The sequence below is a fragment of the Pseudaminobacter sp. Soil_N_29 genome (assembly GCF_057656055.1).
Map to the genome: position 1 here is coordinate 498378 of NZ_JBDGLC010000002.1, position 26537 is coordinate 524914.

Sequence of the window (26537 nt, forward strand, 5' to 3'; positions counted from 1 at the left end):
GGCTCGAAATGTGAATTGAGGGAGGAAAAAATGGCGGAGTTTCCGACGACGGCACGTGTGGTCATCATTGGCGGTGGCGCGGTTGGCGTCTCAGCGCTCTACCATCTGGCCAAGGCCGGCTGGACCGATTGCGTGCTTCTGGAAAAGAACGAGCTGACGTCCGGCTCTACCTGGCACGCGGCGGGCAACGTGCCGACCTTCTCGTCGTCCTGGTCGCTAATGAACATGCAGCGCTACTCGACCGAGCTCTATCGCGGGTTGGCAGCCGAAGTCGACTACCCGATGAACTATCACGTCACCGGCTCGCTGCGCCTTGCCCACTCGAAGGAGCGCATGCGCGAGTTCCAGCGCGCCAAGGGCATGGGCCGCTACCAGGGCATGGACATCGAGGTGATCGGCCGCGACGAGATCACGGGCCGCTACCCCTTCATCGAGACGCATGAGCTTGAAGGTGCGCTCTACGACCCGAACGACGGCGACATCGATCCGGCACAGCTCACCCAGGCGCTGGCCAAGGGCGCGCGCGACATGGGCGCCAAGATCATCCGCTTCTGCCCCGTCAGCGGCGTGCGCCGCGAGAACGGCGAATGGATGATCGCCACCGCACAGGGCGAAATCCGCTGCGAATATGTCGTCAACGCCGCCGGCTACCGCGCGCAGGAAGTGGGCCGCATGTTCGGCCGCGAAGTGCCGATGATGGTGATGAGCCATCAGTACATCCTGTTCGACGAAATCCCCGAACTCGCCGCATGGAGCAAGGAGGCCGGCCAAAAACTGCCGCTGCTGCGCGACGTGGACAGCTCCTACTACCTGCGCCAGGAAAAGAACGGCATGAATCTCGGCCCCTATGAGCGCAACTGCCGCGCCCATTGGGCTACCGACGACGACCCGATGCCGGAAGACTTCTCCTTCCAGCTCTATCCGGACGACCTGGAGCGGCTGGAATGGTATCTGGACGATGCCGTGCGCCGCGTGCCGATCCTCGGAACGGCCGGTCTCTCCAAGGTCATCAACGGCCCTATCCCCTACGCGCCGGACGGCAACCCGCTGATCGGACCTATGCCGGGCGTGCCCAACGCCTTCGAGGCCTGCGTCTTCACCTTCGGCATCGCCCAGGCTGGCGGCGCCGGCAAGGTTCTGGCCGAGTGGGTCACGCAGGGCCAGACCGAATGGGACATGTGGTCGTGCGACCCGCGCCGCTTCACCTCGTTTGCTGCTGCGCCCGACTATGCGGTGGCCAAGGGCATGGAAATCTACGGCAACGAATATGCCATCTGGTTCCCGCGCCACGCCTGGCCGGCCGGCCGCGACCGCAAGCACTCCCCGATCCACGATCGCATCCAGAAGCTCGGCGCGCAGTTCAACTCTTATAACGGCTGGGAGCGTGCGACCTGGTTCGCGCAACCCGGCGACGACCTGTCGGAGGAATCTACGCAGACCTTCGCCCGCTCCGGCCCGTGGGAGAAAAGAATCCGCGAAGAGTGCCTCGCCGTGCGCGACGCCGCCGGCATCCTCGACCTGCCCGGCTTCTCGCGCTTCCGACTGCAGGGCCCGGGCGCGCGCGACTGGCTGTCGACGTTGATTACCGGCGTGGTGCCGAAGCCCGGCCGCATCGGCCTCGGCTACTTCGCCGACGACGCCGGCCGCATCGTCACCGAAATGTCGATCATGGCGATCGACGAGGACTTCTTCTTCCTCATCACCGCCGCGGTAGCCCAGTGGCACGACTTCGAGTGGCTGCAGAAGCACCTGCCCGCGGGCACGGAGATCACACTTCAGGACGTGACCGACAACTTCTCCTGCCAGATCCTGTCGGGCCCGAAGTCGCGCGCTATCCTTGGCGAGCTGACCGACGCCGACCTGTCAAAGCCCTGGCTCACCCACCAGAGCGCGCAGGTCGCCGGGCGCTGGTGCCAGCTGGTGCGCGTGTCCTTTGCCGGCGAACTCGGCTGGGAAATCCATTCGAAGATCGAGGATACCGCCGCGATCTTCGATGCCGTGTGGGAAGCCGGCCAGAAGCACGGCCTGAAGCCGTTCGGCATGTTCGCGCTGGACAGCCTGCGGCTGGAAAAGGGCTACCGCGCCTGGAAGGGCGATCTTTCGACCGACTACACCGTGCTGCAGGGCGGGCTGGAGCGCTTCGTGAAGTGGGACAAGCCTGAGTTCAAGGGCAAGGCCGCGCTCCAGAACGAGAAGCAGCAAGGCGTGAAGAAGCGCTTCGTGACGCTGGTGATCGAGGCCGGCGAATGCGACGCGCCTTACATGTCGACCATCTGGCACGACGGCAAGGTAGTTGGCGAAACCACGTCAGGAGGCTTCGGCTACAGGGTGGACAAATCCATCGCCCTTGGCATGATCCGCGCCGACCTCGCCGTGCCGGGCACCAAGGTGCAGGTGGAAATCTTCGGCGAGAATTGCGCGGCGGTGGTGCAGGAAGACCAGCCGCTGTGGGATCCGAAGAACGAAAGGTTGCGTGCATGACGAAGGTTGTCCTCACGGACGGCGGCATGGGCCAGGAGCTCGTGCGGCGAAGCAAGAGCGAGCCCACGCCGCTTTGGTCGGCAAAGGTGCTGATGGATGAGCCCGACCTGGTGCGCGGCCTGCATGCGGAATTCATCCGGGCCGGTGCCCGGGTGATCACGCTCAACACCTATTCCGCCACGCCCGAGCGGCTGGAGCGCGAGGGCGCGCCGGAATTGTTCAAGCCGTTGCAGCGGCGCGGCATCGAGCTGGCCAAGGCGGCCCGCGACGAGGCGGGAGACGCGGCGATCGCCGGCTGCCTGCCGCCGCTCTTCGGCAGCTATGCGCCGGCGCTGACCATCTCCTATGAGAAGACGCTGGACATCTACCGCCAGGTCGTTGCGGAACAGGCCGACCATGTCGACCTGTTCCTGTGCGAGACCATGGCTTCGGCCGACGAGGCACGCGCCGCCGTCACCGCCGCGACCGAAAGCGGCAAGCCAGTCTGGGTTTCCTGGACGCTGGCCGACCATGGCGAACCGCGCCTGCGTAGCGGCGAAAGCCTTGCCGTCGCCAATGCGGCCCTTGGCGACATGCAGCTCGCCGCGCGGCTCATCAATTGCTGCCGGCCCGAGGCGGTCGATGCGGCCTTCGCCGACCTGCTCGCGCTCGGCGGCAAGGTCGGCGCCTATGCCAACGGCTTCACCGCCGTCGAGGCGCTGAAGCACGGCGGCACGGTGGACGTGCTGCACGCCCGCCACGACCTCGACCCCGCTGCTTACGCCGACTTCGCCATCGGCTGGGCAAAGCGTGGCGCCTTCATCATCGGCGGCTGCTGCGAGGTCGGGCCGGAACACATCGCCGCCCTGCGCGACCGCCTTGTCGCTGACGGGTTCGAAATCGCAGGAGCCTTCGATGCCTAAGCCATCCGCCCGCGTTTCCGGCATCACCCCCTCCGGCAAGGACGGGTGGGAAGTGCATTTCGAAGCCATCACCCGCAAGGAGGCTGGCGAAGACATCATCATGCTGTCCGTCGGCGACCACGATTTCGACACACCGGCCGAGACCGTCGAAGCCTGCGTGACCGCCGTGCGCGGCGGTTACCATCACTACACCCAGTTGCCCGGCATTCCGCGCCTGCGCGAAGCGATGGCGCGGATTTCGACGCAATCGACCGGCATGCCCACCACCGCCGACGAAATTCTTGCCGCACCGGGCGGCCAGCTCGCGCTCTATACTGCCACCCAAGCCGTGCTCGACCCCGGCGACCACGCCATCGTGGTGGCGCCATACTACGCCACCTATCCGCCGACCTTCCGTGCGGCAGGTGCCGATTTCACCGTGGTGGAGGCGCGCTCGGAAGATGGCTTCCAGCCGCGCGCGGAAGACATCGAGAAGGCGGTGAAGCCCAACACGCGCGCCATCCTCATCAACACGCCGAACAACCCAACCGGCGCGGTCTATACGCGGGAAAGCCTCGAAGGCCTCGCTGAAGTCTGCCGCAAGCATGACCTGTGGCTGCTGTCGGACGAGGTCTACTGGACGCTCGGCGGCGGCGAACACCTGTCGCCCCGCGCCCTGCCCGGCATGGCCGAGCGCACGCTGGTCATCAACTCCATGTCGAAGAGCCACGGCATGACCGGCTGGCGCATCGGCTGGCTGACCGGCCCGAAGGACCTGATTGCGGTTCTGGCCAGCCTCAACCTCGTCACCACCTACGGGCTGGGCGACTTCATCTCGCGAGCGGCGGCCGAGGCGCTGGAAAACGGCTATGGCGTGAAGGAGATCGCCGAACGCTACGCGGCCCGGCGCACCGTGTTTCTGGACGCCGTGCGCGGCCTCAACAACATCACTGTGCGCGGCTCGGCAGGCGGCATGTATGTCATGCTCGACGTGAGCGCCATCGAACCCGACTGCGAGAAATTCGCCTTCGGCCTGCTAGCGACGGAAAACGTCGCTGTCATGCCGGGCTTGAGCTTCGGCGAATCCGCGGCCGGCCATATCCGCATCAGCCTGTGCCAGCCCGAAGAAACATTGATGGAAGCGGCCCAACGCCTGCGCCGCTTCGTCGCCTCCTACAGCACTTCCAAGGAAAGCATAACCGCATGACCTCCCTGCCGCAAAAGGCCATTCCCAGCAAAGCAAGGGCCGTCATCATCGGCGGCGGCGTATCCGGCTGTTCCGTCGCCTACCATCTCGCCAAACTCGGCTGGACCGACATCGTCCTGCTCGAGCGCAAGCAGCTCACCTGCGGTACCACCTGGCACGCCGCGGGCCTGATCGGCCAGCTGCGCGCTTCGCAGAACATGACGCGGCTGGCGAAATATTCCGCCGACCTCTACGTCAAACTGGAGGAGGAGACCGGCGTTGCCACCGGCATGCGTCAGGTCGGCTCCATCACCGTGGCGCTGACGGAAGAGCGCAAGCACGAGATCTACCGCCAGGCTTCGCTGGCCCGCGCCTTCCACGTCGACGTGCGCGAAATCTCGCCGCAGGAAGTCAAGGAGATGTACCCGCATCTCAACGTCTCCGACGTGGTCGGCGCTGTGCACCTGCCGCTCGACGGCCAGTGCGACCCGGCCAACATCGCCATGGCCCTTGCCAAGGGCGCGCGCCAGCGCGGCGCGAAGGTCGTCGAGGGCGTGAAGGTCACCGCGGTTCACCAGAAGAACGGCCGCGTCACCGGCGTTTCCTGGGCGCAAGGCGAAGAACAGGGCACGATCGAGACCGACGTGGTCATCAACTGCGCCGGCATGTGGGCGCGCGAGCTCGGCGCCATGTCGGGCGTGACCGTGCCGCTGCACGCCTGCGAGCATTTTTATCTCGTCACCGAGGCCATCGAAGGTCTAGGCCGCCTGCCGGTGCTGCGCGTGCCGGACGAGTGCGCCTACTACAAGGAAGACGCCGGCAAGATGATGCTCGGCGCCTTCGAGCCGGTCGCAAAGCCGTGGGGCATGGAAGGCATCCGCGAGGACTTCTGCTTTGACCAACTGCCGGAGGACTTCGAGCATTTCGAGCCGATCCTCGAAATGGGCGTCAACCGCATGCCGATGCTCGGCACCGCCGGCATCCACACCTTCTTCAACGGTCCTGAGAGCTTCACGCCCGACGACCGCTACTATCTCGGCGAGGCGCCGGAGCTTGGCGGCTACTGGGTGGCGGCCGGCTACAACTCCATCGGCATCGTTTCCTCCGGCGGGGCGGGCATGGCGCTGGCGCAGTGGATCAATGACGGCGAAGCGCCCTTCGACCTCTGGGAAGTCGACATCCGCCGCGCCCAGCCGTTCCAGAAGAACCGCGCCTATCTCAAGGAGCGCGTGTCCGAAACGCTCGGCCTGCTCTATGCCGACCACTTCCCCTACCGCCAGGTGGTCACCTCGCGCGGCGTGCGCCGCTCGCCCATCCACGAGCACCTGAAAGCGCGCGGCGCCGTCTTCGGCGAAGTCGCCGGCTGGGAGCGCGCCAACTGGTTCGCCAAGGAAGGCCAGGAACGCGAATACCGCTACTCGTGGAAGCGGCAGAACTGGTTCGAGAACGGCCGCGAGGAACATCTGGCCGTGCGCAACAATGTCGGCCTGTTCGACATGACCTCTTTCGGCAAGATCCGCATCGAGGGCCGCGACGCGCTCGCCTTCCTGCAGCGCATGTGCGCCAACGATCTCGACGTGGCGCCGGGCAAGATCGTCTACACGCAGATGCTGAACAATCGCGGCGGCATCGAAAGCGATCTCACCATCTCGCGCCTGTCGGAAACCGCCTTCTTCGCGGTGGTGCCGGGCGCAACGCTGCAGCGCGATCTCGCCTGGCTGCGCAAGCACGTGCGCGACGAGTTCGTCGTCATCACAGACGTGACGGCGTCGGAATCCGTGCTCTGCCTTATGGGCCCGCGCTCGCGCGAGCTGATCCAGAAGGTCAGCCCGAACGATTTCTCCAACGAGAACAACCCCTTCGGCACGTTCCAGGAAATCGAGATCGGCATGGGCCTCGCCCGCGCCCATCGCGTCACCTATGTCGGCGAGCTCGGCTGGGAGCTCTATGTCTCGACCGACCAGACGGCGCATGTCTTCGAGGCGCTGGAAGAAGCCGGCCGCGAGTTCGACCTGAAACTGTGCGGCCTGCACACGCTCGATTCCTGCCGCATCGAAAAGGCGTTCCGCCATTTCGGCCACGACATCACCGATGAAGACCACGTTCTGGAAGCTGGCCTCGGCTTTGCCGTGAAGACCGGCAAGGGCGATTTTCTTGGCCGCGACGCCGTGCTGCGCAAGAAGGAAGCCGGGCTCGATCGCCGGCTGGTGCAGTTCCGCCTCACCGATCCGGAACCGCTGCTGTTCCACAACGAGGCGATCGTGCGCGACGGCAAGATCGTGGGCACGGTGACGTCCGGCAACTACGGCCACCACCTCGGCGGCGCCATCGGCATGGGCTATGTGCCCGCCAAGGGTCAGAGCGAGGCCGACATTCTCGGCTCGAAATACGAGATCGAGATCGCGGGCGAGCGTTTTGCGGCCGAAGCTTCGCTGAAGCCGATGTACGACCCGAAGTCTGAAAGGGTCAGGGCTTAGGTGGTACTGTCCTGAACCGACTTTGACATGATCCAGGTCGAGGAATGGATTCCCGGAACCCGTGGCCAGCTCGCTTCGCTCGCGCCACGGGCCCGAGAATGACGGAAGGCATTGTCGCTTTGCGCAGATCTTTGCCGCTTGGGATTGGCAAAGAACGTGAGATGAAATCCGTCATTCTCGTGCCCTGAGTGACTGAGCGCTCGCGTGAGGCGAGCGGTCAGGAGCGAGGGGTCACGGGAATCCATGCCTCAACCGTCGTGACACCAAAGGCGGCACAAGAGCACGTTCTGGACCTCAGAACGCCTCCAGCTTCCTTCGAACCTTCCGCAAAAACGCAACTCGGGTTTCCGGTGTGGAACTGTCCATCAGGTAATGCGCCAAAAACAGCGTGCGGCAGCGCCAGCCGCACAGCGCCCGGATGCCGCGCAAAATCGTCTTGCGTCCGGGATGCCCAACCACATGCGACCACCAGCGCGGCGCGCCGCAGGTGGTGATGACGGCGATCTTGGCAACATGTGTCATCAGCGGCCGGATCGGTCCCGGCCCATTCGGCAGCTCGAACGCCACGTCGGTTGCCCAGACGCGATCGAGCCATCCTTTCAGCATTGCGGGCAGGCCGTACCACCAGGTCGGGTAGATGAAGACAATGGCCTCGGCCCATTTCAGATGCTCGATATGCGCGCCCAGCGCCGGATCGGTCGGGGCGCGATCATTGTACTCGCGCCGCTCGCAGTCGCGCATAACCGGGTCGAAATTCTCGGCATAGAGATCGACCAGCCGCGCCTCGCAGCCCTTGGCGGCTATGGCCTCGAGCGCGGCGTCCCGCACCGCCGCGCAAAAGCTCTCCGGCACCGGATGGCAATAGACGACCAGGACTTTCATTTCACCCCACTGCCCGCTGCGAGACCCGGAACAGATATGTCTTGCCCGACCGCCAATCGCAATCCAGGTTCTCGCCGATCGTCTTGCCCGGGCTGGATATTGGCAGCCACCTAGGCCTCCTGCTTCAGCGCGCTTTCGTGCCAGCGCCGCAAGATGAGGTACGAAACCAGCGACAGCACGAGAAAGATGACGATGCCGGTGAACGAAATCAGGATCAGCGCGGCGAACAGGCGCGGCGCGTTCAGCCGATAGCCGGCCTCGATGATGCGCGAGGCGAGCCCCGACGACTGGCCGGAGGCGCCGGCGACGAATTCGGCCACCACCGCGCCGATCAGCGAAAGCCCGCCGGCGATCTTCAGCCCGCCGAGGAAATAGGGCATCGCCGCCGGCAGGCGCAGGTGCCAAAGCTCCTGCCAGCGCGTCGCGCCGTTCAGCCGGAACAGATCGCGCAAATTGCGGTCGACCGAGTTGAGGCCCAGCGTGGTGTTGGACAGGATCGGGAAGAAGGCCACGATCCATGCACATAGCAACAGCTTGGCGGTCTGGTTGTCGACATAGATGTTGATGAGCGGGAAGATCGCCACTATCGGCGTGACCTGAAGCACGACGGCGAAGGGGAAGAACGACATCTCCACCCATTTCGATTGCGCAAAGAGAACCGCCAGCCCAACACCGCCGACCACCGCCAGAAGCAGGCCGAGAAAGGTGATCTTCAGCGTCACCAGCAGCGACCCGAACAGCAGCCCGGCATCGGAATAAAGTGTCTGCAACACCACGCCGGGGCGCGGCAGGATATATTGCGGGATCTCGTTCCAGACGCAGATGCGGTCCCACAGCCAGATCGCCAGCGCCATGATGGCGAGCGGCACCACCCATCTGCCGATGCGTTCCAGCCGCTCACTGCGCGCCCGCCGCATCTCTTCCTGGTCGACCGCAGGTGCTTGGGTTTGAACTGCCGTCATGCCGCGCCACTCCGCATGGCCTCGCCGAGCACGTCGGAGGCCCGCCGGCAGAGCGCGGCATAGTCCGGCGAGGTGCGAAACGCCTCATCGCGCGGATAGGCTGCATCCACGGAAACCTCTTCGAACACCCGCCCTGGCCGCGCCGCCATCACCACGATGCGGTTCGACAGGAACACGCTTTCGAACACGCTGTGGGTGACGAAGACGACTGTGAAACGCTCCTCTTGCCAGAGCTCGAGCAGGTCGTTGTTGAGCTTGAAGCGGGTGATCTCGTCCAGCGCGGCGAAGGGCTCGTCCATCAGCAGCAGGCGCGGCCGCGTGACCAGCGCGCGGGCGATGGAAACGCGCATGCGCATGCCGCCCGAAAGCTCGCGCGGCACCGCCTTTTCGAAACCGGTGAGATGCACCCGCTCCAGCAGCTTGGCCACGGCCGGTGCAGCTTCCGCGCGCGACACGCCCCTCAGCCGCAGCGGCAGCCAGACATTGTCGAATACACTCGCCCAGGGCAGCAGAGTCGGCTCCTGAAACACGAAGCCGACTGATGCCTGCTCGCCAGCACGGCGAGACCAGTCGAGTGTGCCGGTGGTCGGCGAAGTCAGCCCTGCAATGATGCGCAGTGCCGTGGACTTGCCGCAGCCCGAGGGTCCGAGGAGGCTGACGAAATCACCCTCCCCGATGATCAGGTTGACGTCACTGAGCGCCGTGACGCCGTTGGAAAAGCTCTTTCCGACCGCGCGAAGCGCCAGAAGCGGTCCACCGCTCCCGGCAATCGCGGGTGTTGCTACCGTGATGGAGTGCATCGTCCCAGTGCCGGGTTATTTCTTGAGATCGAGGCCGACACCCTTGTTCACGAACTGCAACGTATAGGCCTTCTTGACGTCGAGCCCGTCTCCCAGGACCTTGGCCTTGACCATCTTGGCGTAGAAGTCAGCCACGCGCTCGTCGGTCATGGCGCCGATGCCGAGCTTTTCCGCGTCGCCGGAATCGACGATGCCGTGATCCTTCATCTGCTTGATCGAGAAGGCGATCTGCTCGTCGGTGATGTCGGGATTGTCCTTCTTGATCATCTCGTTGGCGCCCTTGTTGTCGCCGTAGAGATAATTGTACCAGCCCTTGGCCGAGCCATCGACGAAGCACTGCACGACCTGCGGCCGCTCGTCGATGGTCTTCTGCATGGCCTCGATCGTGGTGGCATAGGTGCTGAAGCCGTAATCCGCGAGCAGGAACACGTTGGGCTTGAAGCCGCCCTCCTTCTCAACCGCGAAGGGCTCGGACGTCGCGTAGCCCTGCTGGATGGATTTAGGGTTCGCGATGAAAGGAGCGGCGTTGAAGGTATAGGGCACGCGCTTGGCCAGGTCGAAGCCGTAGTCGGTCACCATCCACTGGAAGAAGCTCTGCATCCCCTCGTCGCCGAGAATGTATTGCTCCGCCTTCGGCAGGTCTTCCCATTTGTCGAGCCCCTGCCCGGGATGAGAGATCACCACCTGCGGGTCCTTCTGGAAGGTCGCCGCCACGATGCGCAGCGGAATGTCCTGCTGCACGGCATCGAAGGCCTGCAGCAGGTTGCCGCCCATGTAGAAGTCAATCTTTCCGGCAAGCAGCAGCGGCCGCCCGCTCACCTGCGGCCCGCCCTGCTGGATCGTGACGTCCAGCCCGCAGGCGGCATAGGTGCCGTCGGCCACGGCCTGGTAGTAGCCGCCGTGCTCGGCCTGGGCCAGCCAGTTGGTCATGAAGGTGACCTTCTCGTTGGCGAAAGCGGTCGAGGCGGTGGCGCCGAGAAGCGCGCCGACGCCGATGAAGATCACGAAATTCCTGCTCATGCACGCACCCCTCTAATGCCGCTGGCCAGTTATGCCGGGCGTGTTGTCATCGTCGAAGCGCATGGGGCGCGACCATGGGGCGGCGCCGATGCGGGGCGCGCTTGCCTCACCCTCCTCCGGCAAACGCCGGCGCCGTCATGCCATTCGCGCCAGCATCGTGCCCATTTTTCGAACCCGAGTCCAGAATTCTAACGCAGCGTCAGACGCTTGTATGCAGTGGCGATTCAGCCTTAGCTTGTGCGGATGGAGGAGAGAAAAATGTTCAGGTTCCTGACGCCGAAATCGATCAGACCGCCTTTTGCGCGCTACAGCCACGGCGTCGAGGTGTCCGCCGGCAAAAGGCTGGTGGTCTGCTCGGGCCAGGTGGGCATCGGCCCCGACGATTCAGTGCCGGATGACGTCGGCGCGCAGGCCGAACTGTGCTTCAACAACATTGCCGCCGTGCTGGGGGAAGCCGGCATGACGCTGGCCAATATCGTGCGCATCAACACCTTCGTCAGCGACCGCGCCTTTCTGAAGCCCTATATGGAAGTGCGCGCCCGCTTGTTTTCCGAGCCGGCCCCGGCCTCCACGCTGCTGATCGTCGCCGGCTTCTCGCGGCCCGAATTCAAGATAGAGGTCGAGGTTATCGCGGCCGGGTGATCGACAAAGGCGCGATCCGGAGTTAGGCCGCGCTTCAAACAGCAAACGAGGTTCGCAGTGGCCGAAGCAAGAAGACGCGTCTGGTGGGGCGATTACCGCACCACCGAATATGCCAATATCGATCCGGAGACGACGATTGCCGTCCTGCCGGTCGCGGCGATCGAACAGCATGGGCCGCACCTGCCGGTCTCGACCGACACGACCATCATGCAAGGCATGCTGGACACGGTCATCCCGCGCCTGCCCGACGATCTCGACGTGCGCATGCTGCCTATCCAGGCGGTCGGCAAGTCCAACGAGCACATTCGCTCTCCCGGCACGCTGACCTTGCCGGCCACCACGCTGATCGAGGCCTGGACCGAGCTTTGCGTTTCCATCGCGCGCGCGGGCGTGCGCAAGCTGGTGATCGTCAATTCGCATGGCGGCAATGAGGAGATCATGGGCATCGTGACGCGCGAAATGCGCGTGCGCTTCGACATGCTGGCGTTGAAGACGAGCTGGCAGCGCTTCGGCCGCCCTGCGGGCATGTATCCCGAGCTGGAAGACCGCCACGGCATCCATGGCGGCGATGTCGAGACTTCGCTGATGCTGCATTTCCGGCCCGATCTGGTCGACATGAGCCAGGCCGAGGATTTTGTTTCGAACGTCGCGAAGGCGGAAAAAAACTTCGAGCTGATGCGCCAGACCGGCACCCATGCCTATGCCTGGCTTTCCGCCGATCTCAACGAGCATGGCGTGGTCGGCAATGCGGCCATCGCTACCGCCGAAAAGGGCCGACTGACCGCCGAGCATCAGGCCGGCGGATTTGTCCGGCTGCTGCAGGATGTGCGCAAGGCGAAGCTTTCGGAGTGGCTGGCGTGAGAGCTGTCCCGGAGCGAAAGCGGCGACGTAGAGGCATGGGTCCCCGGAACCTCCGCATTTCGCTGCGCTCATGCTCCGGCCCGAGGACGACGGGTTGACGGGACGTCCGGGCAATCGGAAACGGTCCTGATTTGCGCAGGCCCTTCTTCTGTCGTCGTCCTCGTGCCCCGAGCGCGAGCGAAGCGAGCAGTTCGGGGTTACGGGGACCCATGCCTCGACCGTGTCGCCGTCAAAAGCATTTCAGAAATTAGCTAATCTCCAGCGCAAAGGGCGTTCCCTCAAACGCATCGGCGCCACGGCCGATTGCCTTGATGGCCGCAATCATGCGCCCTTCGCGCCCGAGCAATGCGTCGGCCACCGCAATGAGGCGCGGGTTGGGTGTGGCAGAGGGCGAAAGCCAGCGCAGTTCCTTCGCGAGTTCCACCTCGTCGCGTTGCGGCGAGAGCGCCGACGCCACGATGTAGGCGGAGGCCGTGGAACGGCTGATGCCGGCGTAGCAATGGATCACCAGCGGCCGGACACGATCCCATTCGATCGCGAAATCGAGCAGCTGGCGCACATGCATCTCGCCCGGCAGCGTCAGGCCGGCCTGCGCCTCGGCGATGTCATTCATCGACAACAGCAGATGGTGCTCCGGCGCGATTGCCGCCGGCCGCACCACCTCGTTTTCGGCGTTGAGCAACGAGACGAGGCGCCGGGCGCCGGAACTCGACACGGTTTCAGCAACCTTCGACAATGGGCAGACAAAAATCATGGCCGCACCTCCGTCGTGCCAGAGGCCCGCTTCGCGGCCCATACCGCCAGCGACTTTTCAAGCCGCCGCCACTCGCCTTCGTTGCCCGGCAGGCCGATGCGCAGCGCGGTCTCGTCCCAGTTGAAGTTGCGGATCAGTATACCGCTTTGGCCGAGGGCAGCAAACAGCCCGACCGCATCCGGCAGCTGCAGGAAGCGGAACAGGCTGGTGCCGCCAAGCACCTCAACGTCAAGGCCGGCAAACAGCGCATCCAGCCGGCCGGCATCCTCATTCAGCGTGTTTCGCATGGCCTTCTGCCATGCCTCGTCACCCAGCGCCTTGGTGCCATATTCCAGCGCCGGCCCGGCCACGGCCCAAGGCCCCAATTCAGCATCTAGCCGCGCCGCCAGCGGTTCCGCCGCGATGGCAAATCCAAGCCGCACGCCAGCCAGCCCGAAGAATTTTCCGAAAGAGCGCAGCACGACAAGCCCGCCGCGCTCGACGTTGCCGTCCATGCGCTCGTCCTGGGGGCCGACATCCATGAAGGCCTCGTCCACCACCAGAAGCCCGCCCTTGGAGCGCATCTTGTCGGCCAATTCCAGAAGGTCTCGGCGGCTGACCACGCGTCCGTCCGGGTTGTTCGGGTTGACCACAACGGCAATGTCGGCGCCGACCAGTGCATCGAAGTCGTGCACTTCCGCCACCGTGTGGCCGGCGATGGCGCAGGCGCGTGCATGCTCGGCATAGGTCGGCCCCAACACCAGCGCCCGGCCGGGCTTCACCAGCGCGGCGACCCGCGGCAGCAGTATCTGCGTGCCCGGCGCCGGCACCAGATTGGCGGCCGACGGCGCGCCATAGGCCGCGGCTGCGACGGCAGCCAGTTCCCGCGCGCGGGCCGGCTCCGGCAGCCGCGAGAAGGCGGTGGCAGGCAGATCGAAAAGCGGATAGGAGTGCGGGTTGATCCCGGTCGACAGGTCGATCCAGGGCAGAGGCGCTTGGGGAAACAGCGCTCTGGCCCGGCCCAGACTGCCGCCATGATCGGCCACCGCATCCACCGAGTTCCCGTTCACTAGCGCCATGTTCGTCCTGCTCGCCTTCCTGTCGCTTCTCGTCGAACTGGGCTTCGGTTACCCGGATCGACTGGTGCGCGCAATCGGCCATCCCGTCATCTGGATCGGCCAGTTGATCTCTTTCCTCGACAGGCACCTCAACCGCGCGACCCTTTCCGACATGCAGCGCCGCATTTCGGGCGTGGTGGCGCTTGTCGTGCTGGTGGGCGTGCCGGCAGCAACTGCGCTCGCTCTTTCGATGCTGCTCTCGGTCCTGCCTTTCGGCATCATCCTTGTGGCGCTACTCGGCAGCAGCCTGATTGCGCAGCGCAGCCTCGGCAGCCACGTTAAGGCCGTGGCAGATGCGCTCGACGAGGGCGGGCTCGCGGCCGGCAGGCGCGCCGTCTCCATGATTGTCGGGCGCGACCCCGACCAGCTCGACGAAGCTGCCGTCTGCCGCGCGGCGATCGAAAGCCTGTCGGAGAATTTTTCCGATGGCATCGTGGCGCCCGCCTTCTGGCTCGGCGTCGGCGGGCTCGTCGGTGGCGTCGCCTACAAGGCCGCCAACACGGCCGATTCGATGATCGGCCACCGCACGCCGCGCCACGAAGCCTTCGGCTGGGCGGCCGCCCGCTTCGACGATCTCATCAACCTGCCCGCCTCGCGCATCACTGGCCTGCTGCTGGTTGCGGCCGCCGCACTTGTGCCGGGAGCCGACCCGAAGAACGCCTGGCGCGCACTGCGCCGGGATTCCGGCAAGCACCGCTCGCCCAATGCGGGCTGGCCGGAGGCCGCGATGGCCGGCGCGCTTGGGCTGGCATTGGCCGGCCCGCGTGTCTATGGCGGCATGCTGGTCGAGGACCACATGATGGGGGACGGCAGGCGCGAAGCGACCAGCACCGATATCAGGCGCGCGCTGCGGCTTTATCACGTCGCTGATTGGCTGCTGATCGGTCTGTTCGGAATACTGGCGGTTGCGATCTTTCTCATGTGAGAAAGATCAGGCACGTCAGCTTCGGCGAGCCTCGAAAGTGATGATCCCGTCGCCCTTGTGGGGCGCGTGGCCATGCTGGTAGTCGCCACAGGCTTCGACATCAATGAAGCCGGCAGCCCGGAGCGCCAGTTCGAACTCGGCAACGCCCCACCACCGCAGGCAAAACAGGTCCATCTCCGAATCCACCAGCTTTCCGCCACGCCAAAGTTCGTAGCGCAATGTCGTTTTGGTCGTTTGCGAGATGTAATCCGTCTCCACCCGGTCGCTGGCAAGGGTCAGCAGATCGCCCTGGTCGGTTTTCCAAGTACGCATGGAATGGCTCTCACCGAGAAAACTGTCGATGGCGTCGAGATCGACGATCAGCCGGCCGCCCGGAAGCAGATGGTCGCGAAAACGCTCCAGCACGGCCATCGCGTCGGGATAGGAGGTGATGAGCTGGAAGGAGCCAAGCGGCACGACGATCGCGTCGAAGCGCTCGGCATAGGAAAATCCCTCGAAGGTCTGCCGGGTAAGCCTTGCCGGCAAGGAGCGGCTTTCGCATGCCTCGCGGCAATAGCGTAGCATCTCTTCAGACGCGTCGAAGCCTTCCACGGACAAGCCGGCCTCGAGCAAGGGAACGAACAGTCGGCCATTGCCTACAGCCGGTTCCAGAATCGGCCCGGTGCATCCGTGCAGGCGATCGCGGTAATACTCCACGTCGCCGAACGAACGCCCCACCGGCTTGTCCAACTCATAGACCCAGGAGGCCAGCGTGGCGTAGCGGTTCTCCACTAGAACTCGATCCCCTGCTGCGCCTTCACGCCGGCCGAAAAATGGTGCTTCACCGAGCCCATCTCGGTGACAAGATCTGCTGCCTCGATCAGCGCCGGCTTGGCGTTGCGGCCGGTGACGACGACATGCAGCCCCTCGCGCCGGTTCTTCAACGTCGCAACGACCATGTCGAGGTCCAGATAGTCATAGCGCAGCGCGATGTTGAGCTCATCGAGCACGACGAGATCGATGGTCGGATCGTTGATGAGCTCCACCGCCTTGGCCCAGGCGGCCTCGGCGGCGGCGATGTCGCGCTTGATGTCCTGCGTTTCCCAGGTAAACCCCTCGCCCATCGTGTGCCAGACTACCCGGTCGCCGAAAGCGGCGAAGGCGTCCTTCTCGCCGGTGTGCCACGCGCCCTTGACGAATTGCACGACGCCGACGCGCCGGCCGTAGCCCAGCATGCGCAGCGCCAGCCCAAAGGCCGCCGTTGACTTGCCCTTGCCCGGGCCGGTGTTCACGATCAGCAGACCCTTCTGCTCGATGGTCTTGCCGGCGACTTCTGCATCCTGCACCGCCTTGCGCTTGGCCATCTTGGCCTTATGGCGTTCGGCTTCGCTGTCGTCGATTTCCTTCATGTCATTTCACCTGCATGGGTAGCCCCGCGACCATGAATAGGACACGGTCGGCGCGAGCCGCAATCTTCTGGTTGAGCCGGCCGGCGGCGTCGCGGAATCTTCTGGCAAGCGCATTATCGGGCACGATGCCGAGGCCGACCTCGTTGGCCACGACGAACCACGGCCCGCGCGGCTTGCCCAGCACATCGGCAAGGCGTTCGCTTTCGCGTTCGAGATCATGCTCGGCCAGGAGATGATTGGAAAGCCATAGCGTCAGGCAATCGACCAATAGCGGGCGGCCGTCGGGTACGCTCTCTATTGCGCCCACGAGGTCCAGCGGCGCGTCGAGCGTCTCCCAGCCCTCGGCGCGGCGGGCGCGGTGCAGCGCGATGCGCTCCACCATCTCGTCGTCAAAGGCCTGGGCGGTGGCGATATAGGTCCAGGGCGCCGGGAAGCCGGTCGCCAGCTGCTCGGCATGCGCGCTCTTGCCGGAGCGCGCGCCGCCGAGCAGCAGCGTCAGTGTGTGTGCCTCACGCAAAGCTGTCGCGCAGGCTTTTCGCCGTTCCGGTGAAGCGGCTGCGGACGATGCCGACCAGAGCCCCAAGCACCACCCAGAAGATCAGGTTGGTGACGGTGACCGCGACCACGAACTGGTGGTGCAGGCTTGCCGGAATGGGCGATTCGTGACTTTCCGGCTGCGGCGCGCCGATGACATGCGGTGCCACGATCAAAGCCACGCCAATCAGCGAGAACGCCAACGAGCTGCGGAAGGCGATCAGGCCAAGCCCCGCGGCGGTTGCCACAGCCGTCCCGATCCACCAGACCTGACGGGCGGCGAGATCGGCCGCGGGCATGGCAGGCAGTTCCGGCGGCAAACCCAGGCCCGGTGCCAGCGTGAACACGGCAAAGCCGGCAAAGCCCCAGAACACACCCTGGCGCCAACCGGCAATGCCGCCGGCCAGTTCGGAAACGGCCACTAGCACCAGCGCGAAGCCGATGGCGGTGACGACATTGGCCAGCACGGTGAAGCTGTAGCGCTCGAAACCGTCGGCCGGCGCCCAGCCCTCTTCCTCTTCCGCAGGCGCCGCCGCTTCATGATCGAGAGCAGACGGGGTTGAGACCTCCGGAGCACCATGGTGGTGCCCGCCGGCGGCTTCCTCATAAACCTCCGCCTGAAGGATCAGCGGGACGGTAGCATAGGCCTGCATCGCGGCCATCACGATGCCGGACAAAAGCCCGGCGATCGCCGCGATGAACACGACGTTGCGAAACACTGTCATGTGAAAGCCCCCCGTTAGTGGCAGGGGAACGAGAGCGAGTGACGGTAGTCGTGGGCAGCGTTGTGAACGGCGTCCATCTGCGCAAAGCCCACGAAGCCGACCACGAAAAGGCCGAGAAGGGCGGAAAGCGCCAGCTGCGTAACGCGCGAGGCCGAGCCAACCGAAGCGCCGATCGACGAGGAAGCAACAGTGTTCATTCCAAAAATCCTTTCACCCTCCACCCGAGGGCCCATAGAGTTTTCTTCGTCGCCGGCAGGTCTCCTGGCTTGCGGGTCTACGCCCTTCCCCGCCTTCCCGAGGTAACCCTCAGTGGCATCTGGGGAGAGCTCTCCGCGCACAGTTGCGGGGGCAGCCGCGGCTTTGGGCAAAAAATGCCCGCACCGCATTCCCTTTTGGTTCCGTCCGGAACCGACGACGATTGCGACTATATGAAGAATCGCCACGCCCGGCAAACCATAATCCCGCCCTTTTATCGGCCGGCAAGGTCGCAAACGCGCAAGTCAGCCACCTGCCTCACCTCGCGCCCCCGATTGACAATCGGCGCGCAGCAGTGTCCGCTCTCCCATCGATCGGGGCAACGCCATGCGAGCAGACACCGAAGCAATCGATCCCTATAACGGCCTGCGAACCGCCCAGGCAACGCTGCCGTCCCGGGCCTACTGGGACGAGGCCGAATACCGCCGCGACCTCGAAGCGATCTGGTATCGCAACTGGATCATGCTCTGCCGCGAGGCAGATATCGCGCAGCCTGGAGCCTTTCGCGTCTTCACGGTGGGCACCCAGCAGGTTCTGCTCATCCGCGACGAAGCCGGAGCCTTGCGCGCCTTCCACAACACCTGCCGCCATCGCGGCTCGCAGCTTTGCCGCGAAAGCGAAGGTCGGTTGAAAAGCAAGCTGCTCACCTGCCCCTACCACGCCTGGTCCTATTCTCTGGCGGGCGAGCTGGTGCGCGTCCCTTCCAAGACGCTTCCTGCCGGTTTCGACAAGGCCGACTATCCGCTCTATCCGGTGGCGCTTTCGTCGTGGCGGGGCTTCGTTTTCGTCAATCTTGCCGAAGATGCCGCCGGCTCGGCGCCCGAAAGCTTCGACCCCGGCTCGTGCGACCTGTCGAACTGGCCTCTGGAAGACCTCGCCACCGGCCACGTGCTGCGCAAGGTGCTGAATTGCAACTGGAAGGTCTTTTGGGAAAACTTCAACGAGTGCCTGCATTGCCCCGGCGTGCACAAGCACCTCTCCCACCTGGTGCCGATCTATGGGCGCGGGCTGATGGCACGCTACGACGACCCGGAATGGGCTCTCCATGCGGACAACGACGCGCCCGAATATGCCGGCGGGCTGCGTCCGGGAGCCGAAACTTGGTCGGACGATGGGCGCGCCCACGGTCCCGTCTTCGCCACGCTGACCGAGGCGGAGCGCGCCGCGGGCCAGACCTATGCCGCGCACCTGCCTTCCATGTTCATCGTCGGTCATGTCGACTATGTGCGCACCGTGCGCCTCCTGCCGCTCGGACCGGAGCAGACCGAGCTTACCGCCGAATGGCTGTTTCCCGCGGATGCGCTGTCATCGGAGGGCGCCGGCCTGAAAAACATCGTCAGTTTCGGCGCGCGGGTGCTGGAGGAGGACGCCGCCATCTGCGAGGTCAACCAGAAGGGCCTGCATTCGATGCGCCATTCTTCCGGCGTGCTGATGCCGGAAGAATACGAGCTGCATCGCTTCCATCAATGGGTGCGCGACCAGCACGCCGCTTGCGAGGTCACATCGACTTCGGAAGATAGCGGAAGGTAATCACGCCACAAAAGATGGTGAAGAAGCCTAGCGTGGCGAACACCGCGCCAAGGCCGAAGAAGCTGAGCACCACCGTGTAGACCAGCGGCGGGATAAGCTCGGAAAGATCCAGATAGGTGCGGTAGACCGCCGTCATCTGCGGCCTCTCATAGGTGCGCACCGCGCGCATGAAGGCGGTGGAGCCGAGCGCATCGAGCGCCACCGCAAACAGCGCTCCGAGCAACAGGAAGCCACCCGTCAGCAGCGGCAGCCCTTCGCCGCTCAGCCCCGCCGCGAACAAGGCGGCGCTCATGGCCAGGAAAGCGAACGTCATGACGTTGCGTGCGCCGAAGCGACGCCCCGCCTTGCCCCAGGAGATAGCCGCAAAGAGCAGCGCATTGCCGGCCGACACCAGAAGACCGCCAGCCAGCTCGCCCTCGCCCGTCACCACCATCAGGATCGGGCCATAGACGAAGAAGGTGGTCCAAAAGCAGGAACGGCCAAAAGCGATCACCCAGGCCAGGCGCAGCCTGGGCTGTGAGACGAAGCGGCCGATGTTTTTCAGCGGGTTGGCGGCTCGCGTCTTGCCGGGGCTGATCAGCGGATTGTCGCCGAGGCGGAAATACCAGAACGTGGCCAGCAGCGCCATCGCGAAGCCCACCACCACGGCATGCGTGACGATGATGCCATAACGCGTATAGAGAAAGACGCCGAGCGTCGGCCCGCCGGTCCAGGCCATCATCGACCAGGCCATGCGCAGCGATTCGGCCTGCATGATCTCCGTCTTGCGGATGTGGTCCATGATGTAGAGGTTGAGCGTGATGGCGAGCGCGCTGGAGCCCATGACGCGTGCCAGCATGCCCACCATCTGGCCGGCCAGCGAATGGGTCATGAACAGGAGCGAGCCAATGGCCAGAAGCGCCGTGCCCGCGGTGTAGATCCAGCGGCGCGAGAAGCGGCTGATGAGCATCGGCATGAACAGCGTTGCCGAAAGGCCGATCAGCGCCACCAGCGTATAAAGCAGCGAGACGCCCTGCTTGTTCTGCAGGAGTTCGTAGGCCTGGATCGGCACGACGCTGGAAATGGCGGCGCGCGCAAATGACTCAAGCGCATAGAGCGTGGCAAAGGTGCGCGCGCCCGCCTGCTTTACGGCGGGAAGCCAGATGGGATGCCTTACCTGCGTGACCATTCCTGCCCCGGATATTTCGCGGGCAGGTTGGCAGGCCCGAGCGGTGGGAGGATAGCAGGAAACCGACCTTTGCCCGTCGCAAACCCTGTGGGGCTATAGGCCGCCGCCACCTGGCCTAAGCGGCATCCCATTCGGGCGAGAAGTCGTAGTCGCAGATGCGCTTGTTCTGGCTGGTCAGTGCGGAAATAGCCGCCATCTCCGCATCCGACAGCGCGAAATCGAAAACGGCGATGTTTTCCGCCAGCCGTTCCGCCTTTGAGGTGCGCGGGATTGCCGACACGCCCTCCTGCTGAACATGCCACCGCAGCACGATCTGGCCGGGCGTCTTGCCATGGCGGGCAGCGGCGTCCTGCACCGCCTTTTCCTCGAACAGACCGCCGCCCCGGAACAGCGGGCAATAGGAAACGAGAGCCAGGCCGCTCTCGCGGCACATGCGCAGCATTTTGGACTGGTCGAGATAGGGATGGTACTCGACCTGGTTGCAAACGAGCGGCGCCTCCGAAAGCGAAATCGCTTCGGCCAGCAGGCTGGTGGGGAAATTGGCCACGCCGATGTGGCGGGTGAGGCCCATGCGCCTGACCGCATTCAGCGCCTTGATCGAGCTCTCCAGTGGAATGCGCGGGTTCGGCCAATGGATCAGCAGCAGGTCGACTTGGTCGAGGCCAAGGTCCTTCAGGCTGGCCTCGGCCGAGCGCTCAAGGTCGCCGGGCGCGATTTCCGTCCACCACACCTTGGTGGTCACGAACAGTTCGTCGCGCGCAATGCCGGAAGCGCGCAGCCCCTCGCCCACGGCGTCTTCGTTGCCGTAGGCGCGCGCGGTATCGACGTGCCGGTAGCCGATGGACAGTGCCCGAGACACCAGCTCAGTGCATTCCTGCCCCTTCAGCGTCCAGGTTCCCAGGCCCAGCGCCGGTATAGAGGCGCCATTTGCATTCACGCTGTGCATCGCATTTCCCCAATTCTTCTTCGGCCTTGTCTTCCACGATAACGATGTCACCATGTCGGCAATGCCCGCAAACACAGCCATGTACCCCGATATCAAGACGAATCAAGCCTCGACCACAAAGGGCACGAGGATCGAGCTGCTCGACCTTGCGCGCGGCCTGGCGCTGGCCGCCATGGCCATCTACCACTTTACCTGGGACCTGGAATTCTTCGGTTACGTCGAACCGGGCATGACGGCGGTGGGCGGCTGGAAGCTTTTTGCCCGCTGCATCGCCTCGAGCTTCCTCTTCCTGGTCGGGGTAAGCTTGGTGCTGGCGCACGGCCGCGGCATTCGCTGGAAGCCGTTCTGGCGACGCTTCGCCATGGTGGCAGGGGCGGCGCTGGCCATATCGGTTGCCACGTGGATTGCCGTGCCGAGCGGCTTCATCTTCTTCGGCATATTGCACCAGATCGCGCTGGCGAGCCTTCTCGGGCTGGCCTTCCTGCGGCTGCCGGCGCTGCTGACGCTCGTTGTCGCGGCGCTGGTGATCGCGACGCCAAACTTCCTGCGCAGCGAACTCTTCGATCATCCAGCCCTGTGGTGGGTGGGCCTGTCGTCCAGCAACCCCCATTCGAACGACTATGTGCCGGTCTTTCCCTGGTTCGGCGCGGTGCTGGCCGGCATTGCCGCTGGCGGGCTTGCCTCATCCAGCGGCCTGTTCGACAGGCTTGCCGTTATCCGCCTCGGAAAATGGGCAGCGCCGCTGAATTTCGCGGGCCAGCACAGCCTTGCCGTCTACCTCATCCACCAGCCGGTGCTGATCGCCTGCGTCTGGCTGTTTTCCCAGGTGGTGCCGGCGCAGGTGCAGCCGCAAGAGGTGCGCTTCCGCAATTCCTGCGAAAGGACCTGCGAGCAGAGCCGCGACGCCGAATTCTGCGTCCGCTACTGCACATGCATGCTGGACGCGCTGGAGCGGGACGGGCTCGACGAGCTATTTTCGGAAAACCCGCCGCCGGATTTCCGCGCTAAAATACAAAACAAGGCCGAGACCTGCACCGAGGAGACAGAGGACTCGACCTTCCAGGGAGGAACGCCGTGACCGACATGCATGCCAGCCCCAACACCATCCCATGGCCGCCGCTGATCTATATTGCGGCGATTGCGCTCAGCATCCTGCTTGCCTTCGCCCTTCCCTTGCCATGGATATCGGGGCTTCTGGGCGACATCCTGTTCGCCACCGGCTGGCTTGCGGTGCTTGGCGCAGTCGCACTTTACGTCTCGGCGCTTCAGGCCATGCGGCGGGCCGAAACGACGATCATGGCCAACCGCCCCGCCGAGCGTCTGGTCACCGACGGCGCTTTCGCGGTCACGCGCAACCCCATCTACATGGGCATAACGCTGCTGATGGTCGGCGTGGGCCTCATCACCGGCATCGCCTGGTTCCTGCCGCTGGCTCTTCTTGCCGCCTTCGTGACGCAGAAGCTTGCCGTCGAGCGCGAGGAAAAGCACCTGGAGGCGCGCTTTGGCAAGAAATACCGCGACTATGCAAAGCGGGTGCGCCGCTGGATCTGACGGCCCTTCCCTGCCGGGTCACCCGGCGGCCATCGGCCTCCGCGCGGAAGTAACCGGCGTGCCCGTCAGGTGGTCACGCCAAGTTCAGCCAGCCGTTCGACGCAGGATTCCTCGGCCTGATCCAGCTCGGCGAGTGTCTCTTCCAGGTCGCGCCGCTTCTGGCGCAGGTCCTCGCGCTTTTCCTCGATACGCTTGATCATCAGATTGAGCTGGCCGATCTCGCCCGGCGGCTCCTTGTACATCTGGATGATCTCGCGGATCTCGTTGATCGAGAAACCAAGGCGCTTGCCGCGCATGATCTGCCTGATCAGGTGGCGATCGGAGGGGCGGAAAAGCCGGGTGCGGCCGCGCCTGACGGGCTGTATCAGCCCCTCGTCCTCGTAGAACCGCAAGGTCCGCGTGGATATGTCGAACTCGCGGGTCAGTTCAGTGATCGTATAATATTCCCGGATCATGGCTCCGCCCCGACATAGTTCACGAAAATGGCTGGGAATCTTGTCACGGCATTTACGTAAAAGTCAATTCAGATCGCTTCAGCCGGACCCGGCTCAAAGCATGCCGAACCACCAGGTGGCGAGGCCGAGAAAGGCGAAGAAGCCGACCACATCGGTGACCGTGGTGACGAATACGGCAGACGCGACCGCCGGATCGGCGCCGACCCTGTCGAGCAGCAGTGGAATCAGTATACCCGCCAGCGCTGCCACAAACATGTTGATGATCATGGCGGCGGCGATAATCCCGCCCAGATTGGGATCCTGGAACCAGCTTGCCGCGACGATGCCGATGAGCACGGCGAAGATCATTCCGTTGAGGAATCCAACGCCCATTTCGCGGCGGATAATGCGCCCCGCGTTGTAGATGTCCAGGTCTCGCGTGGCCAGCGCGCGCACGGTCACCGTCATCGTCTGCGAGCCTGCATTGCCGCCCATTCCGGCCACGATGGGCATCAGCACCGCAAGTGCCACGATGTGCTCGATGGTGCGGTCGAACAGGCCGATGACGGAAGCCGCCAGGAAGGCGGTGAACAGGTTGACCAGAAGCCAGGGCACGCGCGAGCGCGAAGCCGCCAGCACCGTGTCGGACAGTTCTTCGTCGCCCACGCCGCCCATTCGCAGCAGGTCCTCCTCGGCCTCCTGCTGGATCACGTCGACCACGTCGTCGATGGTCAGCACGCCGACCAGCCGGTCGTTCTCGTCCACGACGGCTGCCGACAGCAGGTCATATTGCTCGAATTCATGCGCCGCCTCTTCCTGGTCCATGCTGGCCGGAATGGCGTGGCGCGTCTCGTGCATGATGTCCGCGATCTTCACCGATCGCTTGGAGCGCAGGATCTGGTCGAGGGCGATGGAGCCCAGAAGCTTGAAGGTGGGATCGATGACGAAGATCTGGCTGAACCTGTCCGGCAGGTTCTTGTCCTCGCGCAGGTAGTCGATGGTCTGGCCGACAGACCAGAATGGCGGCACGGCGACGAATTCGGTCTGCATGCGCCGTCCGGCGGTTTCTTCCGGATAGTCGAGCGAGCGGCGCAGCCTGATTCGCTCCGTGAACGGAAGCTGCGCCAGGATCTCGTCCTGGTCTTCCTGATCCAGGTCTTCCAGAATGTAGACGGCATCGTCGGAATCGAGTTCCTGCACCGCCTGGGCGATCTGCTCGTTCGGCAGGTTGTCGACGATCTCGAGGCGAATTGCCTCGTCGACCTCGGTCAGAGCCGAAAAGTCGAAGTCGCTGCCCATGAGTTCGACCAGCGCGCGCCGCTGTTCCGGCAGCAGGGCTTCCAGAAGATGCCCCAGTTCGGACTGGTGCAGGCTGCCTATGTCGTCCTTGAGGGCCTCAGTGTTGCGTTCGGCAATCGCTGCTTCGACCTGCGCGAGAAACGAGGCACGGATGACGCCGTCATCGTCATAAATTTCGGCGTGAAGATGCGGATGGCCAACGGCACCCGGCAATTTTTCATCCTGGCCTTCCAAGCGCGCCTCTCGCTCCACGATTCATGGGGAAGTTTTGCCCGTCAGGTCTATGGCAGAACGAGCCGTGAATTCAAACGAAATGCGCTCTGCCTCGCAGCGCTCACAGAAGTTGGAGCCCGCCACCGGCGCCCCAGGAAGCGCCCCTCGCCCGCCGGCACGGCCAGCCATTGCTCGGGAAACTCGACCGATCTTCCCACGGCACGCTCAGCGCATGTGCCGAAAAGCAGAAAGCCCGCCGCCTCTGTCAGGCAACGGGCTTTCTGATGTGTACCATCTACCCCTAGTTGGTGAATTTCAACGCGCTTGCGCCGGTTCGGTTCCACGCGCCGGGAAAAAATTTTTTACCGGCTAGGCGCGGTCCGGAACGCGGAGGAAGAGGCTGTACTGAAAGGGCTGTGTCGAGCCCCACGGCGTCTGGTGGAGATGGTGGCGGCTTTCGAGTAGCGCGAAAGCCGCCCCGAGCTCGGCAGCCAGCATGGAGCCGTCGTAGCGGACCACCGGAAGGCCGCTGCAGCGCTCCGGCCCGTCCAGTGCGAAGGTTGCGATGATGGCATGGCCCCCTGGCTTCACCGCCGAAGCAAGGCGCTCGACATAGGCCGCGCGCTCTGACGGGTCGACCAGAAAGTGAAATGCCGCGCGGTCATGCCAGATGTCATATGCGCGGGCCGGCTGCCATTGCGTCACGTCCGCTGCGATCCATTGCACCTGCTCGGCAGCCTTGCCCAGCCTGGCGCGCGCGGCTTGAAGCGCGGTTTCGGACACGTCGAGCACCGTCACCGAACGCCACCCTTGGGCCACCAGCGCATCGACCAGGCGAGAGGCGCCGCCGCCGATATCGATCAGGGAGGTCGCCGGCGAGCCGCCGGCCTGCCGGATCAGCTCGAGCGAAAGTTCGGGCCGGTCTTCAAACCAGCTTACGCCCGCCTCGCCCTTGTCGGTGTAAGCCTTGTCCCAATGGCTCTTACGGCTTTCCTCGCTCATTGCAGGTCTTTCTCCCGAGGGCGCATCAGCATGCCAAGAAGAGCCGCCGCCTTTCAAGCACCCGATTCGCGTCCCTGCGACGCTTGTCCCTGCGCTTCGAATCTCAACGTTTCGGCGCATGCCAGGACAGCCAGGCCACGCGACCTGCGAAGAGCACGCCGAGAATCCGACCGGGAGGCCGCAAAGGGTCATGCGGGCCTTTACGGCGGCATCATCCCATTTGAAAAAAGGAAGGATAATCAGCAGCTTCAAGAGCTGAAGCTTCGTGATGGTGCGGTCGAGAAGACTCGAACTTCCACGGGTTGCCCCACAGCGACCTCAACGCTGCGCGTCTACCAATTCCGCCACGACCGCACGTCACGAAAGGGCCGATCTCCATCGGCCAGCGGCATGTAGCAAATCGCTTTCGGCGAAACAAGTGCGCCGTGGCGAATAATTGGCGTCTTTGTGAACTCTCTTGCGGAACCCCTTGCAGACGCCGGGGAAACGCCGCGCAAAAACGAGAAACTGGACCTTTGGCGCGG

26 protein-coding genes, 1 tRNA gene and 1 riboswitch are annotated in these 26537 nt (G+C 64.4%); of the genes, 10 read left to right on the plus strand and 17 right to left on the minus strand.

Annotated features, from left to right (window positions below):
• Positions 1-30 precede the first annotated feature (30 nt).
• Genes AC3A4H_RS08340 through AC3A4H_RS08355 form a run of 4 tightly spaced genes read left to right on the plus strand, consistent with a single transcriptional unit; the run spans position 31 to position 7025 of the window.
• Positions 31-2481, plus strand: a complete 2451-nt coding sequence (locus AC3A4H_RS08340; RefSeq protein ID WP_487766280.1) for a GcvT family protein — start codon at positions 31-33, stop codon at positions 2479-2481.
• Positions 2478-3383: a homocysteine S-methyltransferase family protein gene (locus tag AC3A4H_RS08345; protein ID WP_487766281.1), complete on the plus strand. Its 906-nt coding sequence runs from the start codon at positions 2478-2480 to the stop codon at positions 3381-3383. Before AC3A4H_RS08340 ends, AC3A4H_RS08345 begins: the two co-directional genes overlap by 4 nt.
• Positions 3376-4569 (plus strand): pyridoxal phosphate-dependent aminotransferase, encoded by a 1194-nt coding sequence (locus AC3A4H_RS08350; RefSeq protein WP_487766282.1) that lies wholly within the window; start codon positions 3376-3378, stop codon positions 4567-4569. Before AC3A4H_RS08345 ends, AC3A4H_RS08350 begins: the two co-directional genes overlap by 8 nt.
• Positions 4566-7025 carry a GcvT family protein gene (locus AC3A4H_RS08355; RefSeq protein ID WP_487766283.1) on the plus strand — a complete coding sequence of 820 codons (2460 nt, stop codon included), beginning with the start codon at positions 4566-4568 and terminating at the stop codon, positions 7023-7025. The genes AC3A4H_RS08350 and AC3A4H_RS08355 overlap by 4 nt, the downstream gene beginning before the upstream one ends.
• Positions 7026-7319: 294 nt before the next feature.
• On the opposite strand, the gene AC3A4H_RS08360 is transcribed toward AC3A4H_RS08355, so the two are convergent.
• The 4 genes from AC3A4H_RS08360 to AC3A4H_RS08375 all read right to left on the minus strand — a co-directional run bounded on the left by AC3A4H_RS08360 (position 7320) and on the right by AC3A4H_RS08375 (position 10689).
• On the minus strand, positions 7320-7907 hold the full coding sequence (locus AC3A4H_RS08360; RefSeq protein ID WP_487766284.1) for an NAD(P)H-dependent oxidoreductase: 588 nt from the start codon (positions 7905-7907) through the stop codon (positions 7320-7322).
• Between the two features lie 110 nt (positions 7908-8017).
• The gene (locus AC3A4H_RS08365) at positions 8018-8869 is read right to left on the minus strand and encodes an ABC transporter permease (protein WP_487766285.1); all 852 of its coding nucleotides are present in this window, start codon (positions 8867-8869) and stop codon (positions 8018-8020) included.
• Entirely contained in the window at positions 8866-9669 is an 804-nt protein-coding gene (locus AC3A4H_RS08370) for an ABC transporter ATP-binding protein (protein WP_487766286.1), read from the minus strand. The genes AC3A4H_RS08365 and AC3A4H_RS08370 overlap by 4 nt, the downstream gene beginning before the upstream one ends.
• 15 nt (positions 9670-9684) lie before the next feature.
• The gene (locus tag AC3A4H_RS08375) at positions 9685-10689 is read right to left on the minus strand and encodes an ABC transporter substrate-binding protein (RefSeq protein ID WP_487766287.1); all 1005 of its coding nucleotides are present in this window, start codon (positions 10687-10689) and stop codon (positions 9685-9687) included.
• Positions 10690-10947: 258 nt separating this feature from the next.
• Here AC3A4H_RS08375 and AC3A4H_RS08380 point away from each other — a divergent pair, with 258 nt between their 5' ends.
• Positions 10948-11331, plus strand: coding sequence for a RidA family protein (locus AC3A4H_RS08380; protein ID WP_487766288.1), 384 nt, complete (start codon positions 10948-10950; stop codon positions 11329-11331).
• Positions 11332-11388: 57 nt separating this feature from the next.
• On the plus strand, positions 11389-12192 hold the full coding sequence (locus AC3A4H_RS08385) for a creatininase family protein (RefSeq protein ID WP_487766289.1): 804 nt from the start codon (positions 11389-11391) through the stop codon (positions 12190-12192).
• Positions 12193-12439: 247 nt separating this feature from the next.
• Here AC3A4H_RS08385 and AC3A4H_RS08390 read toward each other — a convergent pair whose 3' ends face one another.
• Both AC3A4H_RS08390 and cobD read right to left on the minus strand, forming a co-directional pair.
• On the minus strand, positions 12440-12946 hold the full coding sequence (locus AC3A4H_RS08390; RefSeq protein WP_487766290.1) for a tyrosine phosphatase family protein: 507 nt from the start codon (positions 12944-12946) through the stop codon (positions 12440-12442).
• Positions 12943-14004 (minus strand): threonine-phosphate decarboxylase CobD, encoded by a 1062-nt coding sequence (cobD, locus tag AC3A4H_RS08395; protein WP_487766291.1) that lies wholly within the window; start codon positions 14002-14004, stop codon positions 12943-12945. The genes AC3A4H_RS08390 and cobD overlap by 4 nt, the downstream gene beginning before the upstream one ends.
• Here cobD and cbiB point away from each other — a divergent pair.
• Complete coding sequence (gene cbiB, locus AC3A4H_RS08400) at positions 14003-14968, plus strand: adenosylcobinamide-phosphate synthase CbiB (protein WP_487766292.1); 966 nt, start codon at positions 14003-14005, stop codon at positions 14966-14968. The two genes, cobD and cbiB, sit on opposite strands and share 2 nt — an antisense overlap.
• 15 nt (positions 14969-14983) lie before the next feature.
• On the opposite strand, the gene AC3A4H_RS08405 is transcribed toward cbiB, so the two are convergent.
• Genes AC3A4H_RS08405 through AC3A4H_RS08425 form a run of 5 tightly spaced genes read right to left on the minus strand, consistent with a single transcriptional unit; the run spans position 14984 to position 17812 of the window.
• The gene (locus AC3A4H_RS08405; protein WP_348777244.1) at positions 14984-15739 is read right to left on the minus strand and encodes a class I SAM-dependent methyltransferase; all 756 of its coding nucleotides are present in this window, start codon (positions 15737-15739) and stop codon (positions 14984-14986) included.
• Positions 15739-16356 (minus strand): cob(I)yrinic acid a,c-diamide adenosyltransferase, encoded by a 618-nt coding sequence (cobO, locus tag AC3A4H_RS08410; protein ID WP_487766293.1) that lies wholly within the window; start codon positions 16354-16356, stop codon positions 15739-15741. Before cobO ends, AC3A4H_RS08405 begins: the two co-directional genes overlap by 1 nt.
• 1 nt (position 16357) lies before the next feature.
• Positions 16358-16873, minus strand: a complete 516-nt coding sequence (gene cobU / locus AC3A4H_RS08415) for a bifunctional adenosylcobinamide kinase/adenosylcobinamide-phosphate guanylyltransferase (protein WP_487766294.1) — start codon at positions 16871-16873, stop codon at positions 16358-16360.
• Positions 16866-17615, minus strand: coding sequence for a CbtA family protein (locus AC3A4H_RS08420; protein ID WP_487766295.1), 750 nt, complete (start codon positions 17613-17615; stop codon positions 16866-16868). Before AC3A4H_RS08420 ends, cobU begins: the two co-directional genes overlap by 8 nt.
• Positions 17616-17629: 14 nt before the next feature.
• Positions 17630-17812 (minus strand): CbtB domain-containing protein, encoded by a 183-nt coding sequence (locus AC3A4H_RS08425; protein WP_348777248.1) that lies wholly within the window; start codon positions 17810-17812, stop codon positions 17630-17632.
• A 37-nt stretch (positions 17813-17849) separates the two neighbouring features.
• Positions 17850-18043: riboswitch (cobalamin riboswitch) on the minus strand.
• A 154-nt stretch (positions 18044-18197) separates the two neighbouring features.
• Here AC3A4H_RS08425 and AC3A4H_RS08430 point away from each other — a divergent pair.
• Positions 18198-19400, plus strand: coding sequence for an aromatic ring-hydroxylating oxygenase subunit alpha (locus AC3A4H_RS08430; protein ID WP_487766296.1), 1203 nt, complete (start codon positions 18198-18200; stop codon positions 19398-19400).
• Here the strand turns inward: AC3A4H_RS08430 and AC3A4H_RS08435 are convergent.
• On the minus strand, positions 19369-20568 hold the full coding sequence (locus AC3A4H_RS08435) for an MFS transporter (protein WP_487766297.1): 1200 nt from the start codon (positions 20566-20568) through the stop codon (positions 19369-19371). The two genes, AC3A4H_RS08430 and AC3A4H_RS08435, sit on opposite strands and share 32 nt — an antisense overlap.
• Positions 20569-20683: 115 nt before the next feature.
• Positions 20684-21514, minus strand: a complete 831-nt coding sequence (locus AC3A4H_RS08440) for an aldo/keto reductase (RefSeq protein ID WP_487766298.1) — start codon at positions 21512-21514, stop codon at positions 20684-20686.
• Between the two features lie 79 nt (positions 21515-21593).
• Between AC3A4H_RS08440 and AC3A4H_RS08445 the strand changes: the two genes are divergently transcribed.
• Positions 21594-22592 (plus strand): heparan-alpha-glucosaminide N-acetyltransferase, encoded by a 999-nt coding sequence (locus tag AC3A4H_RS08445; protein WP_487766299.1) that lies wholly within the window; start codon positions 21594-21596, stop codon positions 22590-22592.
• Positions 22589-23065, plus strand: coding sequence for a methyltransferase family protein (locus tag AC3A4H_RS08450; RefSeq protein WP_487766300.1), 477 nt, complete (start codon positions 22589-22591; stop codon positions 23063-23065). Before AC3A4H_RS08445 ends, AC3A4H_RS08450 begins: the two co-directional genes overlap by 4 nt.
• Before the next feature lie 65 nt (positions 23066-23130).
• Here the strand turns inward: AC3A4H_RS08450 and AC3A4H_RS08455 are convergent, their stop codons facing one another.
• The 4 genes from AC3A4H_RS08455 to AC3A4H_RS08470 all read right to left on the minus strand — a co-directional run bounded on the left by AC3A4H_RS08455 (position 23131) and on the right by AC3A4H_RS08470 (position 26367).
• Positions 23131-23517, minus strand: coding sequence for a MerR family transcriptional regulator (locus tag AC3A4H_RS08455; RefSeq protein ID WP_348777725.1), 387 nt, complete (start codon positions 23515-23517; stop codon positions 23131-23133).
• Positions 23518-23613: 96 nt separating this feature from the next.
• The gene (gene mgtE, locus AC3A4H_RS08460) at positions 23614-25032 is read right to left on the minus strand and encodes a magnesium transporter (RefSeq protein ID WP_348777252.1); all 1419 of its coding nucleotides are present in this window, start codon (positions 25030-25032) and stop codon (positions 23614-23616) included.
• A gap of 348 nt (positions 25033-25380) precedes the next feature.
• Positions 25381-26013, minus strand: coding sequence for a class I SAM-dependent methyltransferase (locus AC3A4H_RS08465; protein ID WP_487766301.1), 633 nt, complete (start codon positions 26011-26013; stop codon positions 25381-25383).
• Positions 26014-26282: 269 nt separating this feature from the next.
• A tRNA-Leu gene (locus AC3A4H_RS08470) sits at positions 26283-26367 on the minus strand.
• Between the last annotated feature and the right edge of the window lie 170 nt (positions 26368-26537).

Coding starts and splice junctions, on each gene's coding strand:
- AC3A4H_RS08430 (WP_487766296.1), top strand. CDS start 18,198: ATGCGAGCAGACACCGAAGCAATCGATCCCTATAACGGCCTGCGAACC.
- AC3A4H_RS08435 (WP_487766297.1), bottom strand. CDS start 20,568: ATGGTCACGCAGGTAAGGCATCCCATCTGGCTTCCCGCCGTAAAGCAG.
- cobD (WP_487766291.1), bottom strand. CDS start 14,004: ATGGCGCTAGTGAACGGGAACTCGGTGGATGCGGTGGCCGATCATGGC.
- AC3A4H_RS08355 (WP_487766283.1), top strand. CDS start 4,566: ATGACCTCCCTGCCGCAAAAGGCCATTCCCAGCAAAGCAAGGGCCGTC.
- AC3A4H_RS08345 (WP_487766281.1), top strand. CDS start 2,478: ATGACGAAGGTTGTCCTCACGGACGGCGGCATGGGCCAGGAGCTCGTG.
- AC3A4H_RS08465 (WP_487766301.1), bottom strand. CDS start 26,013: ATGAGCGAGGAAAGCCGTAAGAGCCATTGGGACAAGGCTTACACCGAC.
- cbiB (WP_487766292.1), top strand. CDS start 14,003: ATGTTCGTCCTGCTCGCCTTCCTGTCGCTTCTCGTCGAACTGGGCTTC.
- AC3A4H_RS08390 (WP_487766290.1), bottom strand. CDS start 12,946: ATGATTTTTGTCTGCCCATTGTCGAAGGTTGCTGAAACCGTGTCGAGT.
- AC3A4H_RS08340 (WP_487766280.1), top strand. CDS start 31: ATGGCGGAGTTTCCGACGACGGCACGTGTGGTCATCATTGGCGGTGGC.
- cobO (WP_487766293.1), bottom strand. CDS start 16,356: ATGAAGGAAATCGACGACAGCGAAGCCGAACGCCATAAGGCCAAGATG.
- AC3A4H_RS08445 (WP_487766299.1), top strand. CDS start 21,594: ATGTACCCCGATATCAAGACGAATCAAGCCTCGACCACAAAGGGCACG.
- AC3A4H_RS08360 (WP_487766284.1), bottom strand. CDS start 7,907: ATGAAAGTCCTGGTCGTCTATTGCCATCCGGTGCCGGAGAGCTTTTGC.
- AC3A4H_RS08350 (WP_487766282.1), top strand. CDS start 3,376: ATGCCTAAGCCATCCGCCCGCGTTTCCGGCATCACCCCCTCCGGCAAG.
- AC3A4H_RS08425 (WP_348777248.1), bottom strand. CDS start 17,812: ATGAACACTGTTGCTTCCTCGTCGATCGGCGCTTCGGTTGGCTCGGCC.
- AC3A4H_RS08440 (WP_487766298.1), bottom strand. CDS start 21,514: ATGCACAGCGTGAATGCAAATGGCGCCTCTATACCGGCGCTGGGCCTG.
- AC3A4H_RS08365 (WP_487766285.1), bottom strand. CDS start 8,869: ATGACGGCAGTTCAAACCCAAGCACCTGCGGTCGACCAGGAAGAGATG.
- AC3A4H_RS08420 (WP_487766295.1), bottom strand. CDS start 17,615: ATGACAGTGTTTCGCAACGTCGTGTTCATCGCGGCGATCGCCGGGCTT.
- AC3A4H_RS08380 (WP_487766288.1), top strand. CDS start 10,948: ATGTTCAGGTTCCTGACGCCGAAATCGATCAGACCGCCTTTTGCGCGC.
- AC3A4H_RS08375 (WP_487766287.1), bottom strand. CDS start 10,689: ATGAGCAGGAATTTCGTGATCTTCATCGGCGTCGGCGCGCTTCTCGGC.
- AC3A4H_RS08370 (WP_487766286.1), bottom strand. CDS start 9,669: ATGCACTCCATCACGGTAGCAACACCCGCGATTGCCGGGAGCGGTGGA.